The following is a 19,970-nucleotide window of genomic DNA, read 5'->3' as shown; positions in this document are numbered from 1 at the left end:
CCTGACACCCGGCACCGGATGCGCCAGGCCAACGCGAAGGGATTGTACGACACACTATGAGATTCGTTCACCTCACCCGCCTGCTCTTACCTTTTTCCGCTGCGTTTGTTCTGGCAGGTTGCCTGGACAGCGGTGGCAGTTCCGGCTCAGACGACACCAGTACCGGGCGTGTGCAATTTCTGGGGGTTAGTGGTCTCGATTACCAAACCGCCAGCCAGACCGGCACAACCGATGATCAGGGCCGGTTCCGCTACTATCCCGGCGAAACCCTGTCGTTCAACGTTGGCAATCTGCCCATTGTCTCTGACGTTCCGGCACGGGAATACGTAACCTTTCTCGAATTTCTGCCAGAGACCCGGGACGCCCTCAACACCCCCGGCGTGAATGACGAGGAGCTTCGGGATCACACCATCAGCGAACAACAGCAGCTCAACAACATCACCCTGCTGAACATGACGCGGTTTCTGATGGCCCTGAACTGGACAGAGAATGTACCTGAAGGCTCAGGCATTGATATACGCACAAGAGTCGTCGACCAGTTAAACGCCGCCCTGGACAACCCGGACCTGCCCAACGCCCTGAATTTTAACGTCAACCAGGCGGAGTTCACCGCAGAAGACTCACCCGCCAATCAACTACTGGCGCAGATCTGCTTCTACCCGGAGGACGACGAGCTTTGCTCCGCCCCACCCACAGACGACGACATCAACAACGCACCGCCACGGCCGGAAAACGACGACGACATTGATCCGGATACCGACTACCGGGAAGACCTGGAAAACCTGCGTAACCGGATTCTCCAGGCCGTACGGACCCTGGAAGATGCAGACAACGAACGGGCCAGAACCTATCTACGCCGGGAGCTGAATGCCATCACCCGGGAAATCAGGCGCCGCTATTACCTGGCAGACCATAAAGCCAACCATGCCGCCAGCGACACCGAAATCAAGACGGTTGCAATCCGCAAGATCGGTGGGGAGCCAGAACTAGCTCAGTTGGAGGCAATCAGCAAACGGGAGCAGGATGTCGTTGTCCACTCCTGGAGCTGGCAAGACGCAGACGTAGACTACTTTGTGGCCGGGCCCAGTGGCGGAGAATCGGAGCTGCTGATCAACTTCAGACCAGGCAACACCTACCGCTGGGTACGCAAACAATTGCGGGTTGTTATCGATTGATCAGACTGTTCAGCGACCACCGGAATTCGCCACCGGTAACATCGTAAAGGGCTGGGTCCAATCCCTCTGTTCCGTGGGGCAGGCAGTCCCTTACAGTCACCGCTTCAGAGGACGGACGGGATTGGTTGAATTTCGCCAGGTCAATAATCCTGGCGGTTTTCAGGGGCTGGCAATCCGGGCCTTGCATCACCATCACCCGGGGCCATAGACGACGCTCTGGCGAGTGGGAAACCACCACACCCCGCTGGCCGTCGGACAGCTCCACCAGTGAACCGGTCGGGTAGATACCAATGGCCTGAATAAAGGCCTCAACCAGGTCCTCCTGGAATTCGATATTGCGCATGTCGTACAGCAGGGAAACCGCTTTAGCGGGGGTCAACGGCTGCTGATCATCACGGGGTGCCGTCATCGATTCAAAAAACTCAGCGATGCCAGCCACCTTGGCCAGCAGCGGAATACGGTCGCCACGGATCCCCTGCGGGAAACCGGAACCGTTGTGACGTTCCCGATGCCCCTGCACCACACTCATCACCGCACGTGACAAGCCGGCGTGTTCAAGCAGTTTCACGCCCCGGGTTACGTAGCTACGATACTCCGCGTATTCCTCCGGCCCGAGTTGATGCTCGCGCATCAGCAGGTCTTTCGGCAGCTCGGTTTTGCCCACCTGAGACAGCAAACAACCGGTGCCAAGATGGTTCAGCAGGCCTTCATTCAGACCAAGCTGACGACCACAGACCAATGCCCAAACGGCGGTATTGATCGCATGGCGATAGATGTAATCGTCATACTGACGGGTGCGGCTCAGCCACAACAACGCATCCGGCTGGCGGGCAACACTTGCCACCATTTTACGGGCCACCTCGGCAGCCGGCCGAAGCTCCGGCATCTGGCCAGATTGGGCTGTCGCGAATGTCTCCTTAAGCGCTTTCTCGGCATCCGCCAGCAAACGGCGGGAAGCCTTTACTTCTCTCTTGAGCGTGGTGGCGGTCTGGTAGGTGACTGGCTGACGAATACTCAACGGAGCCAGCTGCAGCTCCTCCCGGCCGCTGGTGCGACTGGTGGACGCCTTACGGAAGGATTTTCCGGTCTCTTTACTCAGGGCGACAGAGTCCCGGCTCTCAGCCACATCGACCATCACCCACTTGCAGTGGGAAACCAGGGCCCGAATGTCGTTCTGGGAGCGGATATAGAAGCCCTGAATGGGGAATGGGGTCTGATGCCACGGCCGATCCAGGTCAGACACGAACATGCCGACCTCCAGATCATGAACCGCGATTTTCTTCTGCTGGACTCCCACCGCACACCTCAGAAAACTGGACTATTGGATATCAACCAGTTTGCCACTCTGGTTAAAAGACACCATTACAGTTTGGTATCCAAACACCACAGAAAGGAAACAATGAGTAACGCAAGTTATCAAACCGCAACGAAATGTAGCATCGTGAACGGCATCACAGGCTGAATGCCACACTCGTCAGTCTTCTTTGCACTCACTTTCGTTGAACGATGGCAGGCGGGCGCTGAGCGTGCCCCTGGGAACTTTTCTGGCGTGAACGGTATAAGCAACCGGCGACGGACGCAGATAATCCATGTTTACCTCGTCATCACCCCGCTTAAACACTACAGATTCCGGCCGGCAGCTCACCAGCAGGCCGAAACTCGACCCTATATCGGCGACACCCTGCAGGGTCGCTCCCTGCTCAACCGCCACACACACATCCTTGCCCGTAGCCGGCTGGCCAGTAGCTGCGATACGGTCTTTCCCGGCCTCACCACAGGCTCTGATCCCCTCGCCACAGGCGCCGCTGTCACTGTGGTTCTGGTCAGTGATACGCCACACCCTTTCGCTGCACTGGGTTTCCAGCCGGATAGGCGTCGCCTTGTTGTTGGCCAGCCACCAGCCTGGGTATTCGGCACTTTGCCAGGACACCCTCACCTGGCGGGTTTCGCCGGCGGAGGTCTCGGCCGGGAACATCGCATAGTGTGTGTAGTAACTGGCGCAGCCGTTCAACAAAAGCAATGAACACAACACCGCCACTAACCCGGAACGCCCTGAAAAAGCGAAAGTCATCAGTAAAGCCGTCCTTTCAAAACTCAGACTCGAAGACTTCCATTATCGGGATTGGCCGGGGACATTCCACGGACTATTCATCATTCTGGTCAAACTGCAGGCCAAAACCGTCGTTGGTCTGCCGTACCACCACCATATCCAGTATGGGTGCCGGCACCGGTAAACCCTGCACCTGCACGGTTACCTTGTCACCTAATTGCGGCGCAAAGGGCTCGTCGTTGAGTACGATGAATACACCTCCGTCCGAGATATCACGGGTTGAGAACACGAATTCACCAAACTGTTCGTGTACCACCTTAACTTTCGCACTCAAAGCGGTGCGGCTGTGCACTCTGCGATCGTTGTCTACCATACCCCGGGAACCCTGTTTTTGGCCTGTTTTTTATAGTGTTATCAAGCATAACACCATTTTTACACAAATATCCCTCCGGCGTTATTGACTCAAACCGTGATAGCAATGAGAATAGTTGTCGTTTTTAACTGCCTGTGAGTTTATCTATCAGGTGAGCCAAACAAAAGGAAGGAAAACACTATGCGAATAAAACTAGCAGCCGCTGTTGCCATCGCCCTGACCGCCACACCGATGGCTGCCACCGCCGATGGCGAAGTAAACATCTATTCCTACCGCCAGGCTTATCTGCTGGAGCCGCTGTTGAATGCCTTTACCGATGAAACCGGCATCAAGACCAACGTTGTCTTCGCCAAGCAGGGTCTGGCGGAACGTCTGGAACGTGAAGGTCGTAACAGCCCGGCCGACGTGGTTATGACGGTCGATATCTCCCGCATCAACGAGCTGGTTGAAAAAAACCTGGTCGCGGAAGTAGACAGCGACACCGTTAACAAGAACATTCCGGAAAACCTGCGTCACCCGGACGGCAAGTGGTTTGCCCTGACCACCCGTGGCCGCCTGATCTTCACCTCCAAAGACCGGGTTGAAGAAGGCGAGATCAGCACCTACGAAGACCTGACCGATGCAAAATGGAAAGGCCGTATCTGCACCCGTAGCGGCAAGCACCCGTACAACGTAGCGCTGGTGTCTTCCATGATCGCCCATCATGGCGAAGAAAAGGCTCAGGAGTGGCTCCAGGGCGTTAAAGACAACCTGGCACGCAAGCCCCAGGGCGGTGATCGTGACCAGATCAGAGCTATTGCCGAAGGCGTGTGCGACCTTGCCCTGGGTAACAGCTATTACTACGGCAACATGCTGATGGACGAAAACCAGCGCCCGACCGCCGAGCAGGTCAACCTGGTGTTCCCGAACGCTAACGATCGTGGCACTCACGTGAACATCAGTGGTATTTCCCTGACCCAGAGCGCGCCCAACAAGGACAACGCCATCAAGCTGATCGAGTTCCTGTCCTCACCGAGCGCACAGCGCATCTACGCCGAGGCCAACTCTGAGTACCCGGCAAACCCGGAAGTCAAGCCAACCGGCATGGTTGCTGAGTGGGGCGAAATGAACCCGGACAACCTGTCGCTGCAGGAAATTGCCAACAACCGCAACGCAGCCGTTCGCCTGATTGATCGCGTCGACTACGACGGCTAACCGGAACGGCTGGCCAACTGGCGCCGACATCAGGCGCCTATCAGAAAGGGTATCAACAGCACGTTGGTACCCTTTTTAGTGCCTATTTCAGAGACAGAAATGACCCCCGTCATTGCAGTGAGTCCCCTCAGTATCTAAAATTGCAATTCTTCTCATCACCACTTCCATAACGGGACAAGCATGACCGAGGTCGTTTCCAGTGCCAATCCGGGGCTTTCGCAACCACTTCTGGCCAAACGCACCTCAAAACGATGGATGATCAGTGCCCTGATCACCACGGCCATTGTCGCTTTACCGGTCTTCTCTGTGCTTTACCTGGCCTTGTTCCCTGATGAGAACATCTGGCCACACCTGATGGAAACCACCCTGCCCCGCTACCTCACAACCACCATCAAACTGATGATTGGCGTGGGCATTCTCACATTGATCATCGGGCTTTCCACCGCCTGGGCGGTCACCATGTGCGAGTTCCCGGGGCGAAAATTCTTCGAGTGGGCCCTGCTGCTGCCCTTTGCGGTGCCGGCCTACGTGATTGCCTACGTTTATACCAGCCTGCTCGACTACGCTGGGCCGGTCCAGAAGGCCCTACGGGAATGGTTTGGCTGGCAAAGCGCCGCAGACTACTGGTTCCCGGAGATTCGCAGCCTGGAAGGGGCTGTCCTGATGATCGGCCTGGTGCTCTACCCTTACGTTTATCTTCTGGGCCGCGCCGCCTTCATGGAGCAATCGCCGTCACTGTTTGCGGTCAGCCGCAGTCTTGGCCATTCAGCCATCAGTACGTTTTTCCGGGTAGTGCTGCCCATTGCCCGCCCTGCTATCGCGGTAGGTTTGTCACTGGTGTTGATGGAAACCCTGAACGACTTCGGCACCGTCGACTTCTTTGCCGTACAAACCCTCACCCTGGGCCTGTTCGATACCTGGATGAACCTGGGCAACCTCGGCGGGGCGGCCCAGATCGCCACCACCATGCTTATGTTCGTGGTGATCCTGGTGACACTGGAACGCTACTCCCGCCGGCGCCAGCAACAATTTGCCGCCCGCGATAACCGCGACCCCATCCACCGCTTTACCATGTCTTTTCCGCGGCAGATGATTTGCCTGGCCGTATGCGCCGTCCCACTGGTATTCGGGTTCATCATTCCGGGCGCCACCCTTGGCTACTACGCCTGGGAATACTTTGATGAAAGCTGGAACCCGAATTTCATTCGCAACACCTTTAACAGCCTGTTCCTGTCTGGTACCGCAGCGCTGACCACCCTGCTGATTGGTGTTACCCTCGCCTACAGCCGCCGGCTGCACAATACCCGCGGCATGCAGGTGCTGATGCGCCTTTCCAGCCTGGGTTACGCCATGCCCGGCGCGGTGCTTGCGGTTGGTGTCATTATTCCTTTGGCCGGTTTCGACAACTGGTTCGATGGCCTGATGCGGGATTACTTTGGCTTCAGCACCGGCCTGCTGCTGAGCGGCACTGCGTTTGCCCTGGTGTTTGCCTACACGGTTCGCTTTTTGGCGGTTTCCGCTGGCAGTGTGGAAAGCGCCCTGCAAAAAATCACGCCCAGCATGGACATGGCCTCGCGCTCACTGGGCCACACACCCGGTAAAACCTTGGTGAAGGTGCACCTGCCCATGCTCAGGGGCACCCTGGTGACAGCGGCCCTGGTGGTGTTTGTAGACTGCATGAAGGAACTGCCCGCCACCCTGATACTGCGTCCATTCAACTACGAAACCCTGGCCACCTACGTGTACCAGTTTGCTTCCGATGAGCAGTTGTACCACAGCGCACTGCCCTCCCTGATCATCGTGCTGGCGGGCATCATTCCGATCATTCTGATGAGCCGGTCCATCTCCAATTCCAGGACCATGACCTGATTTCGGCGGGCCCAGTTGCGGATTCAGAAACAAGAAGGCCCGGCAATTTGCCGGGCCTTCTTGTTTACCGCGTAGAGCGTTCTGCCATTACTGCCAGATAACCGGCTGCTTCTTCGCGTACCAGCTATCCACTTTCTCCTGGTAAGCGTCTTCAACCACGTTACGCTTGAGCTTCAGCGTCGGGGTCAGGAAGCTGTTCTCGATGGACCACTCATCGCTAACCACAGTAATGAACGCCAGTTGCTCGTGGGGATCAACGGTTTTGTTCACGTCTTTGATCAGCTGAGTGAAGCTTTCCTCAATCTCCTTACGGAAACTCTCGTCAGCCATCTTGGGCCGGATTTCCTCACCCAGCAGCACCAGGGCATGGGGCTGGGTCTGGTTGGCACCAGACACACACACCATCTCGATGGCGTCATGGGACATCAGACGATTCTCAATCGGCGCAGGGGCAATGTACTTGCCCTTGCTGGTCTTGAAGATCTCCTTGATGCGGCCCGTCAGCTTCAGGCGGCCCATCTCATCGATCTCGCCCTTGTCGCCGGTCTTCAGGAAGCCATCCTCGGTAAAGGTTTCCTTGGTTTTCTCCTCGTCCTTGTAGTAACCCATCATGGTGGCCGGGCTCTTCACCAACACTTCGCCCTGCTCGCTGATTTTCACCTCAACACCCGGCAGCGCCTCGCCCACGTAACCGGTACGGGTTCGGCCCGGCTTGTTCATGTGCGAATAGGCAAAGTTCTCAGACATGCCGTAGCCTTCCAGCAGCTCCAGGCCCAGGTTGCGGTACCAGTCCAGCACATCGTTGGACAGCGGCGCGGAGCCGGAGCCAGCCAGCTTGACCTTGTCCAGGCCAAGGCCTTTGAGGACTTTCTTCTTGATCAGCTTGTTGACCAGCGGAATCTTCAGCAACCGCTCGAGCTTCTGCTTGGGCACCTTCTGCAGCACACCGTGCTGGAACTTCACCCACAGGCGCGGCACAGACAGGAACAGCGTGGGCTGCGCCCGCTGCAGATCCTGGACAAAGGTATCCAGGGACTCAGCAAAGTACAGATGGAAGCCGGCATACAGAGAGCCCAACTCTACAAAGGTACGTTCGAACACGTGGGCCAGCGGCAGATAAGACAGCATGCGCTCTTCGGGGCCCACACCCAGAGTCTCAATGCCACCAGCAGCGGCAAACGCCATGTTTTCAAAGCTGAGCATTACACCCTTGGGCCGACCAGTACTGCCAGAGGTGTACACAATGGTTGCCAGCTCTTCCGGCTCACGGTGCACCTGACCTTCCAGCGGCGGGTACTTGGCCACGATGTCGTCCCAGGTCTCGAAATCGTTGGGGGGGCTCAGGGGATAGGAAATGCAACGCACGGAATCCGGAACGCCCGGCTTCATGCTGTCCCAGTCGTCCAGCTTACCCACAAACAGAACCTCGCATTCGGCGTGGTTCAGGATGTAGTTGACGGTATCCGCATTCAGGGTCGGGTACAGGGGTACGGATATATGGCCAGCCAACCAGATTGCCCAGTCGGTCATGATCCATTGCGCGCAGTTCTTCGAAATAAGACCAATACGGCTCTTTTCCGGCAGGTTAAGGGACTTCAGGTAAGACGCCATCCTGCGGGCTTCATCAATTGCCCGGCCCCAGGTGTATTCAACCACCTTGCCGTTGCCAATCGGCTGAGTCATGTAAGGGGAATCAGCTTTCGTGGCTTCCCAGTGGTACAGCATATCGAGGGGAAGTTTGTTTGTTGTGTCCATGGACCTTCCTAGTTTGTCTTTATAGTTGGGGGGTATCGTATTATTAGACTTTCGTAGCCTATTTCAACACACCCCTGCACGTCAAAACGTGACCAAACCAAAATATCTGCATTTCAGACAAATGCGCAATAGCAACTGATAAAGTATCGCCCATCCCTACCCCGAAACCTATATCCCTGTGGTAAACTTGCGCACTTTCATTTTTCCGCCCCGGCAAACGGGGACATCAGTCACTGACTCGGAGATGGGCATATGGCCAAGAAGACCTTGCGCACCCTGATCGGCGCTTCGCTGCTGGCAGCAGCAAGCCTGGTTCAGGCTGACGAAACCCGTGTAGTTGCCATCACGCAGATTGTTGAGCACCCGGCACTGGATGCCGCTCATGAAGGCATCAAAGATGAACTGACCGAACGCGGCTACCGCGTGGGTGAAAACCTACGCCTGATGCACGAAAGCGCCCAGGGCAACTCAGCGATTGCTTCACAGATTGCCCGCAAGTTCGTGGGTGAAAGCCCGGACGTGATTGTTGCCATCGCTACCCCGTCTGCCCAGACTGTAGCAGCCGCAGCCCGCAACATTCCGGTTGTGTTCTCCGCAGTGACAGACCCGGTAGCGGCCAAACTGGTCCAGAGCCTTGAGGCTCCGGGCGCCAATATCACTGGCGTAAGCGACATGCTGCCTATTGAGAAGCATTTGGACATGCTGCAGCGCATCATGCCGGATGCCAAGCGCATCGGCACCGTTTACAACCCCGGTGAAGCGAATGCCGCCGCCCTGATCGATCTGCTCGAAGAGCGCCTGGCGGCCCGCGACATGCAGCTGGTTAAAGGTGCTGCCACCAAGACCTCTGAAGTACTGGGTGCGGCCCGGTCACTGGTTGGCAAGGTAGATGCCATCTACCTGACCACCGACAACACCGTGATCAGTGCCGCCGAGGCGGTGATTTCCGTTGGCGAACGATCCAAGATCCCGGTATTCGCGGCAGACACCGCCACTGTTGAGCGTGGTGCTGTTGCCGCTCTTGGGTTCAACTACTACAACCACGGCCGCCAGACCGGCGCCATGGTTGTGCGCATACTGGAAGGTGCCGGCACCGCCGACATGCCCGTTGAAACCATGGAAGAGCTGGACCTTTACGTTAACCCGGGCGCCGGTGAGCGCATGGGTATTACCCTGTCCGAAGACCTCATCCAGGACGCAAAAGAAGTCGTCAAAAGCGACAAGTAACGCCTGACCAACACGGGCGGACCCCAAAAGGGCCCGCCCGTTTTCTTTCACGGTGATTAACTACCCATGCTCAGTGAAATTGCATTCTACGGTGCTCTTGAAACCGGCCTGATCTACGGCCTGGTTGCCTTTGGTATTTACCTCTCTTTCCGTGTTCTCGACTTCCCCGACCTGACAGTGGACGGCAGCTTCCCCCTGGGTGCCGCCGTAGCTGCCGTTCTGATCCTGGAAGGCTGGAACCCGTGGATCGCCACCGGCTTCGCCGCGCTGGCAGGCATGGCGGCAGGTGCTGTAACAGCCATCCTGAACGTCAAACTCAACATCCTGAACCTGCTAGCCTCAATCCTGACCATGATTGCGCTGTACTCGGTAAACCTGCGCATCATGGGCCGGCCGAATATCGCGTTGTTGTCAGAAGAAACGGTGCTGACGCCCTGGTATTCCCTCGGCCTGGAGTTCCACCAGGTACCGGTGATTCTGTTCCTGATCGTCGTGGCGGTATCCCTGGTGCTGTTGTGGCGCTTCATGAAATCGGAAACTGGCCTGGCCATGCGAGCCACCGGCTCCAACGCCCGCATGGCGCGGGCTCAGGGCATCGCCACGGGCGGCATGATCATTCTCGGTGTGGCGCTGTCTAACGGCCTGGTTGGCCTGGCCGGCGCCCTGTTCGCCCAGAGCCAGGGCGCCGCCGATGTCACCATGGGTGTCGGCGTGATTGTTATTGGCCTGGCTTCCCTGATTGGCGGCGAGGCGGTACTCACTCCGTCTACCGTTATGCGTGCCCTGCTGGCCTGCGTGATCGGCGCCATCATCTACCGCCTGGCCATTGCCTTCGCACTGAATGCAGACGTACTTGGCCTGCAGGCGCAGGATCTGAACCTGATTACTGCGGTACTGGTTACCCTGGCAATTGTGCTGCCCGGTGTACGAACCAATCTCACCAACCGCTTCACCCGCAAGAAAGCCTGAGGAGGCACTATGATCAGCGCAACCGATCTACGGCTTACCTTCGGCAAGGGTACGCCACTGGAAAACCCGGCACTGCGGGGCATGAGCCTGACCGTTAACCAGGGTGAGTTTGTGACCGTGATCGGCAGTAACGGTGCCGGCAAGTCCACCTTCCTGAACGCCCTGTCGGGCGAGGTGATGGTGGACAGTGGCCAGATTATCGTCGACAACCAGGACGTTACCCGCCTGCCCACCCATAAACGGGCTTCGCGAGTGGCGCGGGTGTTCCAGGACCCCCTGGCCGGCACCTGTGAGAACCTGTCCATCGAGGAAAACCTGGCACTGGCCATCAAGCGCGGCCAGCGCCGTGGCCTCACCACCGCGGTAAAAGGCAAGTACCTGCCGCAATTCCGGGACAGCCTGGCCACCCTGAAGCTGGGCCTGGAAAACCGCCTGGGCGACAAGATGGGCCTGCTCTCCGGTGGTCAGCGCCAGGCTGTCAGCCTACTGATGGCCAGCCTTACGCCGTCCAGCATCCTGTTGCTGGACGAGCACACCGCCGCCCTGGACCCGAAAACCGCCAACTTTGTTCTGGAGCTCACGCAAAAGATCATTGAAGAACAGAAGCTGACCGCCCTGATGGTCACCCACAGCATGAAACAAGCGCTGGAAGTGGGAAGCCGCACAGTCATGCTGCACCAGGGACAGGTGGTGTTCGACATTGCCGGTAAAGACCGGGAAGGCCTGGAAGTAAAAGATCTGCTCGGTCTGTTCGAGAAACAGCGCGGGCTGGAAGTGGACGACGACAGCCTGTTGCTGGGCTAAGTTCATTTCCACTAAAAACAAAACGGGGCCACGAAGGCCCCGTTTTGGTTTTCAGGCAACGCTCAAGCCATCAATGGCCGTAGATGCGCATTGAGGTATTGGTAATCGCCAGGTCGTCCAGCATAACCGACCCAATCGACGTGCCACCAATCAACACACCACCAATGCTCAGGTCGGCCCGGAAGCTGTCCATCTCAATGGCCAGAACCTCCGTGCCAGCGGCATTGGCGCCCTTGAAGATATCCAGATCCACCGTGGCGAACAGCCGCAAGGGCTGGGGCGCCTGCAGATCATAATCCGCTCCGGTGAGCCGGAGATCCCGGATGCCCATGGCCAGGAACGGAATATCGAAGTCCATGTCATCAATGGCGAAATCCGTTAACAGCCTCAGAGTATCCGTGGCGGTATCCACCCGGATGGTGCCAGAGCCAATCAGCATGTCCATCTGGAAGTTATCCATAATGGTGGTGCTGCTATCGGTGCCGGTCAGGTCCCAGGCTCCGGTGGTGATGCGCATATCCACAGCCCCGAAGGTCATCGGGAGAATGTTGATAATGGCATCGCCGTCATTGGCAATGTCGATATTGATCCTTACGTTGTCCAGCTTGTCGCTGGGCGCGGCTCCGGTCAGGTTAAAGCCCAGTTCCGGGAACAGGTCAATACGGTTGGTACCACCCACAGAGATATCGTTAATCACCAACGATCCCTCATCCGTGTAGATAAACCGATCAATATTCAGCCGTGTTTCCAGCTCAATAGTGACACCCGCCTGACCGGTGATGTTACCCATCGAGACTTCATCCAACGGCTGGAACGCCATGGCGGCAGGGGCTGCCCCCGCAACACACAGCGCAAGCATGGTAGGTTTCAGGCCTTTCATTGTTCTTTTCCTTTTATAGTAGTTATCACTTCCTGTGGGCCACTGCGTTGTTACGACGCCACCCTGATACTCTACCGACACGTCGCATCTCGATACGTGCAGACATCACAAAAACTTGCACATCACAACAATTTCGACTGAACGCTTTTTAACCACAACATCTAGTGATTCCCTCGAAACCGGGCTGAACGCCCACACAACAGGCATTTTGCGCGTTGCAAGTATTCTTCCATTGATTTTCTTTGCACTCACAGCTCATTCAATAGTTGCTCTCTTATTCACAGACCACTATATCCTGTTATACTTCACGAACAAGAAGCCCATATATAGGGCAAATAACAACCACACAGCCCGCCACGCGGGCGCCGGGAAAGCCGGCAAAAGCAACTCCGACAGCAAGATAACGGCAATCCACCGGCTCTGAACAGGCGGCACCTTCCGCCAGGCAAATACCACATGTAGTGTTTTTTACCCAAAAACAGGCCGGCAGTAAGAACGCAACACCATTAAAAAAGGGGCATGGCGCCGGCGACGGCACCATCAAAACGAGACATACTGGAAACCGAGGGTGGCAATGAACGCTAAGGCACAGGCAGTGATCACAACGATTCCCATGCAGGAAGCGTCGCTTGATATCTGGCACAGCAAGTACCAGCTGAAGACCAAGACAGGCGAAGCGGTCGACAAAGACATCAACGCAACTTACGAGCGCGTTGCCAAGGCCTTGTCGGAAGTGGAGAACAAGAATGTACGCAACAAGTACATGAAGGAGTTTCTCTGGGCCCTGCAGAACGGTGCCATTCCGGCTGGCCGGATCACCTCCAACGCCGGTGCGGAAGCTCACAAGCCTGCCACCTCCACCATCAACTGCACGGTTTCCGGCAGTATCCAGGATTCGATGAACGACATCCTGGAGAAAAACCACGAAGCGGGCCTTACCCTCAAGGCCGGTTGTGGTATCGGTTATGAGTTCTCAACCCTGCGCCCCCGCGGCGCCTACGTCGCCGGCGCCGGCGCCACCACTTCCGGCCCGCTGTCGTTCATGGATATCTTCGACCGCATGTGCTTCACCGTGTCTTCTGCCGGTGGCCGCCGCGGTGCCCAGATGGCCACCTTCGATGTACACCACCCCGACGTCATCGAATTCATCCAGGCCAAGCGTGAAGACGGCCGCCTGCGCCAGTTCAACCTGTCTCTGCTGATCACCGAAGACTTCATCGAAGCCGTACGCAACGGCGACGACTGGCACCTCTCCTTCCCCGTCACCAAGAAGGAAGTGGAAGACGAAGGCCTGGACCTGAACAACGCCGAGCAGTTCCTGTACCGCGATTTCCCGGTTCAGGACGGCTACGTGGTAAACGAAGAAGGCAAGGTTGCCTGCCGCATCTACAAGACGGTGAAAGCCCAGTTCATCTGGGACACCATCATGACCAGCACCTACGACTACGCCGAGCCAGGCTTCATCCTGATCGACAAAGTCAACCAGATGAACAACAACTGGTTCTGCGAAGACATCCGCGCCACCAACCCCTGTGGTGAACAGCCCCTGCCCCCATACGGCAGCTGCCTGCTGGGCTCTGTGAACCTGACCAAGTTTGTGGACTACCCGTTCACCGACAAAGCCAGCTTCAACTACGAGAAGTACCGCAAGGTAGTGGGCATCTTCACCCGCATGCTGGACAACGTAGTGGAAATCAACGGCCTGCCGCTGGCCGAGCAGCGCCACGAAATCACCTACAAGCGCCGCCACGGTATGGGCATCCTGGGCCTGGGTTCCACCCTCGCGATGCTGCGCATGCCCTACGGCTCTGACGAATCCGTGCAGTTCACCGAAGACGTGGTTCGGGAAATGGCCGTGGAAGGCTGGCGCCAGTCCCTGGCCCTGGCTGAAGAGAAAGGCCCGGCGCCCATCATGGAAGACGAGTTTGAAATCACCCCCAAGATGATGAACAAATGCCCGGACCTGGCCAAAGACGGCTACAAAGTGGGCGACATCCTCAAGGGTAAGCTGCTGCACGCCAAGTACAGCCGCTACATGCAGCAGATTGGCCACGTTGAGCCGGAACTGGTGAAAAAGCTGGCAGAGAAAGGTGGCCGCTTTACCCACCACACGTCCATCGCGCCCACCGGCACCATCAGCCTGTCGCTGGCCAACAACGCCAGTAACGGCATTGAGCCAAGCTTCTCGCACCATTACGCCCGGAACATCATCCGTGAAGGCCGTAAAACCAAAGAGAAAGTGGACGTATTCAGCTTCGAGCTGCTGGCCTACCGCCATCTGGTCAATCCCGGCGCTATGCCCTTCTCCGAAGACGAAGACAAAAAGCTGCCCAGTTACTTCACCACTTCCGATGATGTAACCCCCACGCAGCACGTAGACATTCAGGCAGCGGCACAGAAATGGGTAGATTCCTCCATTTCCAAAACCGCCAACGTGCCCACAGACTTCGCGTACCAGGACTTCAAAGGCATTTACCTGTACGCCTACGACAAGGGCCTGAAAGGGTGCACCACCTTCCGCTTCAACCCGGAAGCCTTCCAGGGCGTACTGGTTAAAGAGAAAGACCTCGAAAACACGCTGTACGAGTTCACCCTGGATGATGGCAGCAAAGTGACCCTCAAGGGCAACGAGCAGGTAGAGTACGACGGCGAAACCCACACCGCCGCCAACCTGTTTGATGCGCTTAAAGAAGGCACTTACGGTAAATATTGATCCCGGGAACCGACAGACAGGACAACGAACATGACAGTGAAAATCAGCAACAAGATTGTCGGCTACCGAGTCAAGAAAGCCGACACGGAAACCCCTAACGAGCACCAGGCACCGGTAATGGCTGAAACCAAGCCGGTGGAGATGAACGAAAACATCGAACGGCCGGATTTCTTGCTGGGCACCACCTACAAGATCAAACCGCCGGTGGCTGAGCACGCGATGTACATTACCATCAATGACATCCTGCTGAACGAAGACACCGACCACGAAAGCCGGCAGCCGTATGAAGTGTTCATCAACTCCAAATCCATGGAACACTTCCAGTGGGTTATCGCCCTCACCCGCGTAATCTCTGCGGTATTCCGCAAAGGTGGCGATGTAACCTTCCTGGTGGAAGAGCTGCGCAGCGTGTACGACCCCAACGGCGGCTACTTCAAGAAAGGCGGCGTGTTCATGCCCTCACTGGTTGCCGAAATCGGCGCCGTGATCGAGAAGCACCTGAAGGCCATCGGCCTGCTGGAAAGCGACGAGCTGAGTGAAACCACCAAGCGCATCCTCGCCGAGAAACGCGCCGAGTTCGAAGCCAGCCAGAACAAAGCCACCAACGACGACAGTGGCAGCGACTACCCCGCCAACGCCACCATGTGCGGCAAGTGCAACACCAAGGCGGTGATCGTGATGGACGGGTGCGCCACCTGCCTGTCTTGCGGCGACAGCAAGTGTGGTTGAGGTGATTGACCGCTGAGTGATGAAAAGGCCTGGTTGCGGAAGCTGCCGGGCCTTTTTGTTGGGGGGCTATATTTGTAGCGCTTCGTTATTGGTGAGAATGTGACTGCATTGATATTACTTAGCGGGATCTGGCTTGCTTCTTTTCGGGGCTTGTAGTTACATGTTTTTTTTGGGGTTTTAGAGTGTCGGTGGTTAGTGGGTTTGTACTATTGATGTGAAATAACGACTCAGTTACAAAAGGCCGTTTATGGAGACAGCTACCTAGTACGCTGTTAGCTTTCAGAGGGGAAACGGATGAAGCACTCGACTTTGAACACCTTAATGGTTGCTAAAGCCATATATGGTGAAACCAAGTCGTTAGTGAATGTTGGGAACAAGCATGCTTCGACTGCTGGTATAATTTTGCTCCAGGATTTCATTGAGTTGGTAGTACTAGCAGCGTTGGACGAACTGGACGTCGATGAGACGCGAAACTTAGAGTCTAAATCCTTCGACGAACTCTTAGGTGAACTTAAAAAGTTCAAAGTTCCGATAGTGAAGTCAGGAACTATAAAAGCATTGAATAAGCAGAGAGTGATTGCTAAACATTATGGACAGTTGACAGAACCAACGTCCGTTATCAATTACTTTAACGTTGCACGCAGATTTGTTGACGAATTGCTCTCGCACGTGGTTGGTTGTGGCCTTCAGGAAATCTTCCTAACTGACATGTTGAAAGATGGAAAGGCGAAAGACTTAATCAGAGAGTCGATAAGTTGTGCAGAATCAAAAAAATATCTGGATGCTCTTGTTAACCTTCGGAAGGCATTTTATTCAGAGTATGAATTTGAGTATTGTATTTATCAATTTCGCAATATAGGCTCAGGTCAGAAAGGTTTTTTGGGTCTGCTGGGCCTCGACTTAACAGGCGTAAAAGCACATTATTGGAAAAAGAATAGTGAATGGATATCTGAAAACGTTAAATCCCCATCGAACTATCTTCAAGTAAATCATGAACAACTGAAGACTGACTGTATCGAATGGGGATTAAACACAGTTGATGTAGAGAATTTTCGAAGGCTTACGCCTACTGTAGTCGAAACCGAAAAAGACAGCTGGCACGTGGAATATGAACCTCATTTCGCTGCTAACGAACTAAATCAAGAAAACTTTAGCTATTGCTTGGACGTATTGTTGAGCTTTCTTATTAAAAAGCAAGAGATTGAGTCGAACAGAAAGTGGCCAAAAAGAGAATTGAGCATTTCTCCTCCACCAATTTACATAGGAAATCCAATATATAAAATGCCCTCACGTGATTCCGAGGTTTTGGGCCATGTTGAGGAAAATTTTTATTATTCGGTAGAAAAGATTGTATCGGGATTCGACCCGACAGAGAGGTATTTATATGTACACCTCACACCACAAGATAGTGAGAGTCTTTTCGAGGGGCATATCTGGGGTTATCTACTCAATGATGCAAGCTAACCAATGTGGTCAAGGGATGCTCCTTACGTCACGCCCCTGCCGCTGGCGTTAAGCATAAAAACAGGAACCGTTGTGCCATTAAACAAGAATGAACATACGTTAGAGCTAGTCCAAGATTTATTGGACGATCTTGAACTCGGCCGATCTAGCGGAGAGAGCCTTATACTCAAGGCATCTCGCTTGGCTAGAATAGTTGGCGCCAGTGAAATATCAGAGTGGTTAAAGTTCGAACTTGGCGGCTTTCGCAGTAACAATGAGACCGCTTTGAAGTACATGGGGCTTACCGGTCGCTGGATCAAAAAGCCCGATAATAAAGGCTACTGGGTTCCCCTCGCACAACTAGAGGCTCTAGTTGAAGCTGAGAAATCGAAACTTAAAGTTATGCGGATACCCGATTCGGCGGGGGATCACAACTATGCTGCATCTGCTGCCATTCGAGCAATGAACGATGCGTCATCCAATATTTCTAAGTTTAGTGGCATACGAAGCAAAGTGATGGCGTTGTTACATCGATTCGTGACAGACGTTTACTACGAGAAGGTTTTCGATAATCTTGCGGAAACTATATTCGAGCGTTACCAAAGGGATGTTGACAGATTAATATCAAGTAGTTGTGCGGATGTTATCGAGCAGATTCCGTCTGCTATGGAACGGTTAAGCATTGGAAGCACAGAATCCATTAGCCATGCGTTAACTACATGCCGAAGGATCATAGAATCGTTTGCTGACTCTGTATATCCGCCGACAGATGAGGTCATAGATATGGGCGGCAATCAGGTGAAGCTCGACGCTTCTAAACACCAGAATCGGATCAACGCTTACGTGTATGAAAACTGCGAAAGCAAATCTCGACGACAGAGGCTAAGACAAAATCTCTCGAACCTCTTCGACCGAGTATGCACTGGTGTTCACAAGGAAGTCCCAGTCGAAGAAGCACGAGCTCTGTTTCTAAACACGTACCTTTTTCTTGGTGAGGTCCTGCACCTGAAGAGGGATACTTAGCAATCGAAATCAGCGGAACAATTTTCCGCTGGCGCTACAAATTGTCTTCTTTTGTTAGTGTTATATTCATGTGATTGTGGTAGGGCACGACATTTAATAGTCCAGTCTCTGCGTTCCAAGCGAACTGGTCCTGGGGATTCGCGATTCACGGTCATGTTTTCAAAGAAAATAATCTGGATATTCGGTAATATATCGCGATCGTACTAGGTGGAGTATTGCATGTTTGATATGGCATCAATGGGAAGCGTCGCAAGTATACTTGGTTTGCTCGTGGCAATTGCGGTTGCTTTTTATCAGCGAAACGCAGCAATTAAGGCGAAGTTTAGAGCGAATGCTGAAAAAGAAAGGGCTGCAAACCTTGAAGATCACCTTGCCCGTCAACGTTGGCAGCAACTCCGTTCTTTGGGTGAACAAATAGATACACTGGAAAAAGACAAGCGTCATACTGCTGATGCCACTGGCGCTGCTCTCCATGCACGTTTAAAAGAGCAGTACAGCTCACTTCTGGGCGTGATTGCAACCTCTACAAAGGCGTTTTCTGCCGGTCAGTTACGTCATTGGGTTTACACGGGGCGCTTATCAAGACCTTGGCAGGTTGAAGAAGCTCTAAGCCATGTTGAGCCTGAGTTTTCGAATAGTGAAATTGCAGAAGATGAGAAATGGTTAAGACGCGTAATAGACGATGCGAAGGCATCCGAGGAATCCCCGCCCAAAGCGCTACAATTCCCACTTGAAGTAAACGAATATGTTGCTGCTTATATTTTGGTCGCAGCAGCAGTTGAAGAACAGCTTTTAGAAGTTTCGAGGAGCAGTGGTCAAACTGCTTATTCGATTGCAGTTTTACTTAATCACTTAGCAGAAGACTGCCTGACCAAAAGCCAGAATAAATTTGGCCCCATTAGTTTGAAAGCCTGGGGGTGGGATTCAGGTAAGTCCTTTATAGAACGTTTCTATCATTACCAAGAGCTTGATTTCTGGGTTGTTCGGGGAGCTGCAAATAACGCCCAAAGCTTACTTAGTGGATACGAAGAGTTTTTTGAAGACTACGACCCTCTTGTAAAGTCAGTTATCCCGACCAAGTCGGCAATTCATCATTCGAGGAAGAAATACCCCGATATCGCTGAAATCGCTGATCGATTCTTGGAATCAAGCGTCTCGCGAGGAAAAGCCCTCGAATCTTAAAGGAGTCATTTTTTCTCGGACACATAGGACTTTCTTTATAAATATAATCGGGTAGCCGGGGGTGACCTGCCCCCAGCCCCCACAACACCCTACATGCGGCTCCGCACAGGGCATTTCACCGGGAATGGTGAAGCTTGCATCCATCGCGTAGTGATACTAATCCCTCGGCTTTCAGGTAGTCATTAGATAGCGCCTGTTGAATACCCCCGGTTTCCTCGAACTGCGCCAGGATCCTTTGCAGGTTATGCCACACGTTACGGCCGATTGCACATGAACGCCGCGCTTCATCAGGCTCATGACTTTGGTTCTCGGCTTGCACCACTATCGGCCAGTAGGCCATCCGGACGCAACGGCGAATCCAGTGATCGAGATCACAGTAGCGTTGGTAGCCGATGGCGACCCTATGTGTCAGTGTAGTTGTCCAGCTGAACGCCCCTCTAATTCCCAATCATCGGCGCAGACCACCATACTGGCTGAACCTGCGTATTCCAGACCAAGGTTGCCACTGATTCCAGACGAAGTCTGCCACCCATTCCACGCGAAAGCTGCCACTAATTCCACGGCAAAGCTGCCACCCCAGCAGA

The 19,970-nt window shown here is 54.5% G+C and carries 16 protein-coding genes; 11 read left to right on the top strand and 5 right to left on the bottom strand.

Going from position 1 to position 19,970, the window contains the following annotated elements; all coding sequences use genetic code 11:
• Positions 1-56: 56 nt before the first annotated feature.
• A complete protein-coding gene (locus J122_RS09700) occupies positions 57-1,175 on the top strand; it encodes a hypothetical protein (RefSeq protein ID WP_061332119.1) in 1,119 nt (372 codons plus the stop codon).
• On the opposite strand, the gene J122_RS09695 is transcribed toward J122_RS09700, so the two are convergent.
• The 3 genes from J122_RS09695 to J122_RS09685 form a co-directional block, all read right to left on the bottom strand.
• On the bottom strand, positions 1,165-2,472 hold the full coding sequence (locus J122_RS09695; RefSeq protein ID WP_061332117.1) for an HD-GYP domain-containing protein: 1,308 nt from the start codon (positions 2,470-2,472) through the stop codon (positions 1,165-1,167). The genes J122_RS09700 and J122_RS09695 overlap by 11 nt on opposite strands.
• Positions 2,473-2,649: 177 nt before the next feature.
• A complete protein-coding gene (locus tag J122_RS09690; protein WP_061332115.1) occupies positions 2,650-3,246 on the bottom strand; it encodes a hypothetical protein in 597 nt (198 codons plus the stop codon).
• A gap of 73 nt (positions 3,247-3,319) precedes the next feature.
• Positions 3,320-3,598, bottom strand: a complete 279-nt coding sequence (locus J122_RS09685) for a PilZ domain-containing protein (RefSeq protein ID WP_061332113.1) — start codon at positions 3,596-3,598, stop codon at positions 3,320-3,322.
• Between the two features lie 180 nt (positions 3,599-3,778).
• On the opposite strand from J122_RS09685, the gene J122_RS09680 reads away from it, so the two are divergent.
• On the top strand, positions 3,779-4,792 hold the full coding sequence (locus J122_RS09680) for a Fe(3+) ABC transporter substrate-binding protein (RefSeq protein WP_061332111.1): 1,014 nt from the start codon (positions 3,779-3,781) through the stop codon (positions 4,790-4,792).
• A 180-nt stretch (positions 4,793-4,972) separates the two neighbouring features.
• A complete protein-coding gene (locus J122_RS09675) occupies positions 4,973-6,661 on the top strand; it encodes an ABC transporter permease (RefSeq protein WP_061332109.1) in 1,689 nt (562 codons plus the stop codon).
• Between the two features lie 87 nt (positions 6,662-6,748).
• On the opposite strand, the gene J122_RS09670 is transcribed toward J122_RS09675, so the two are convergent.
• On the bottom strand, positions 6,749-8,416 hold the full coding sequence (locus J122_RS09670; protein WP_061332107.1) for an AMP-binding protein: 1,668 nt from the start codon (positions 8,414-8,416) through the stop codon (positions 6,749-6,751).
• Between the two features lie 252 nt (positions 8,417-8,668).
• Here J122_RS09670 and J122_RS09665 point away from each other — a divergent pair, with 252 nt between their 5' ends.
• From J122_RS09665 to J122_RS09655, 3 genes are all read left to right on the top strand, one after another.
• Positions 8,669-9,643, top strand: a complete 975-nt coding sequence (locus tag J122_RS09665; protein ID WP_061332105.1) for an ABC transporter substrate-binding protein — start codon at positions 8,669-8,671, stop codon at positions 9,641-9,643.
• A gap of 66 nt (positions 9,644-9,709) precedes the next feature.
• The gene (locus tag J122_RS09660) at positions 9,710-10,612 is read left to right on the top strand and encodes an ABC transporter permease (RefSeq protein ID WP_061332103.1); all 903 of its coding nucleotides are present in this window, start codon (positions 9,710-9,712) and stop codon (positions 10,610-10,612) included.
• 9 nt (positions 10,613-10,621) lie between these two features.
• A complete protein-coding gene (locus J122_RS09655; RefSeq protein ID WP_061332101.1) occupies positions 10,622-11,416 on the top strand; it encodes an ABC transporter ATP-binding protein in 795 nt (264 codons plus the stop codon).
• A gap of 70 nt (positions 11,417-11,486) precedes the next feature.
• Here the strand turns inward: J122_RS09655 and J122_RS09650 are convergent, their stop codons facing one another.
• Entirely contained in the window at positions 11,487-12,296 is an 810-nt protein-coding gene (locus J122_RS09650) for a DUF6160 family protein (RefSeq protein WP_061332099.1), read from the bottom strand.
• 574 nt (positions 12,297-12,870) lie between these two features.
• Here J122_RS09650 and J122_RS09645 point away from each other — a divergent pair.
• The 5 genes from J122_RS09645 (at position 12,871) to J122_RS09625 (ending at position 19,386) form a co-directional block, all read left to right on the top strand.
• A complete protein-coding gene (locus J122_RS09645; protein WP_061332097.1) occupies positions 12,871-15,009 on the top strand; it encodes an adenosylcobalamin-dependent ribonucleoside-diphosphate reductase in 2,139 nt (712 codons plus the stop codon).
• A gap of 30 nt (positions 15,010-15,039) precedes the next feature.
• A complete protein-coding gene (locus J122_RS09640; protein ID WP_061332095.1) occupies positions 15,040-15,738 on the top strand; it encodes an NrdJb in 699 nt (232 codons plus the stop codon).
• 294 nt (positions 15,739-16,032) lie between these two features.
• A complete protein-coding gene (locus tag J122_RS09635) occupies positions 16,033-17,202 on the top strand; it encodes a hypothetical protein (RefSeq protein WP_061332093.1) in 1,170 nt (389 codons plus the stop codon).
• Positions 17,203-17,205: 3 nt separating this feature from the next.
• Positions 17,206-18,204 (top strand): hypothetical protein, encoded by a 999-nt coding sequence (locus tag J122_RS09630; RefSeq protein ID WP_197463834.1) that lies wholly within the window; start codon positions 17,206-17,208, stop codon positions 18,202-18,204.
• 219 nt (positions 18,205-18,423) lie between these two features.
• Entirely contained in the window at positions 18,424-19,386 is a 963-nt protein-coding gene (locus J122_RS09625) for a hypothetical protein (RefSeq protein WP_061332090.1), read from the top strand.
• Positions 19,387-19,970: the final 584 nt, after the last annotated feature.

It is taken from the genome of Marinobacter excellens LAMA 842 (assembly GCF_001574445.1).
GTDB classification, from domain to species: Bacteria; Pseudomonadota; Gammaproteobacteria; order Pseudomonadales; family Oleiphilaceae; genus Marinobacter; species Marinobacter shengliensis.
The sequence above is the reverse complement of the archived record's forward strand: the minus strand, read 5'-3'. Positions and strand labels throughout refer to the sequence as shown.

Coding starts and splice junctions, on each gene's coding strand:
- J122_RS09685 (WP_061332113.1), bottom strand. CDS start 3,598: ATGGTAGACAACGATCGCAGAGTGCACAGCCGCACCGCTTTGAGTGCG.
- J122_RS09660 (WP_061332103.1), top strand. CDS start 9,710: ATGCTCAGTGAAATTGCATTCTACGGTGCTCTTGAAACCGGCCTGATC.
- J122_RS09625 (WP_061332090.1), top strand. CDS start 18,424: ATGTTTGATATGGCATCAATGGGAAGCGTCGCAAGTATACTTGGTTTG.
- J122_RS09700 (WP_061332119.1), top strand. CDS start 57: ATGAGATTCGTTCACCTCACCCGCCTGCTCTTACCTTTTTCCGCTGCG.
- J122_RS09630 (WP_197463834.1), top strand. CDS start 17,206: ATGTGGTCAAGGGATGCTCCTTACGTCACGCCCCTGCCGCTGGCGTTA.
- J122_RS09635 (WP_061332093.1), top strand. CDS start 16,033: ATGAAGCACTCGACTTTGAACACCTTAATGGTTGCTAAAGCCATATAT.
- J122_RS09655 (WP_061332101.1), top strand. CDS start 10,622: ATGATCAGCGCAACCGATCTACGGCTTACCTTCGGCAAGGGTACGCCA.
- J122_RS09670 (WP_061332107.1), bottom strand. CDS start 8,416: ATGGACACAACAAACAAACTTCCCCTCGATATGCTGTACCACTGGGAA.
- J122_RS09680 (WP_061332111.1), top strand. CDS start 3,779: ATGCGAATAAAACTAGCAGCCGCTGTTGCCATCGCCCTGACCGCCACA.
- J122_RS09645 (WP_061332097.1), top strand. CDS start 12,871: ATGAACGCTAAGGCACAGGCAGTGATCACAACGATTCCCATGCAGGAA.
- J122_RS09650 (WP_061332099.1), bottom strand. CDS start 12,296: ATGAAAGGCCTGAAACCTACCATGCTTGCGCTGTGTGTTGCGGGGGCA.
- J122_RS09640 (WP_061332095.1), top strand. CDS start 15,040: ATGACAGTGAAAATCAGCAACAAGATTGTCGGCTACCGAGTCAAGAAA.
- J122_RS09665 (WP_061332105.1), top strand. CDS start 8,669: ATGGCCAAGAAGACCTTGCGCACCCTGATCGGCGCTTCGCTGCTGGCA.
- J122_RS09675 (WP_061332109.1), top strand. CDS start 4,973: ATGACCGAGGTCGTTTCCAGTGCCAATCCGGGGCTTTCGCAACCACTT.
- J122_RS09690 (WP_061332115.1), bottom strand. CDS start 3,246: ATGACTTTCGCTTTTTCAGGGCGTTCCGGGTTAGTGGCGGTGTTGTGT.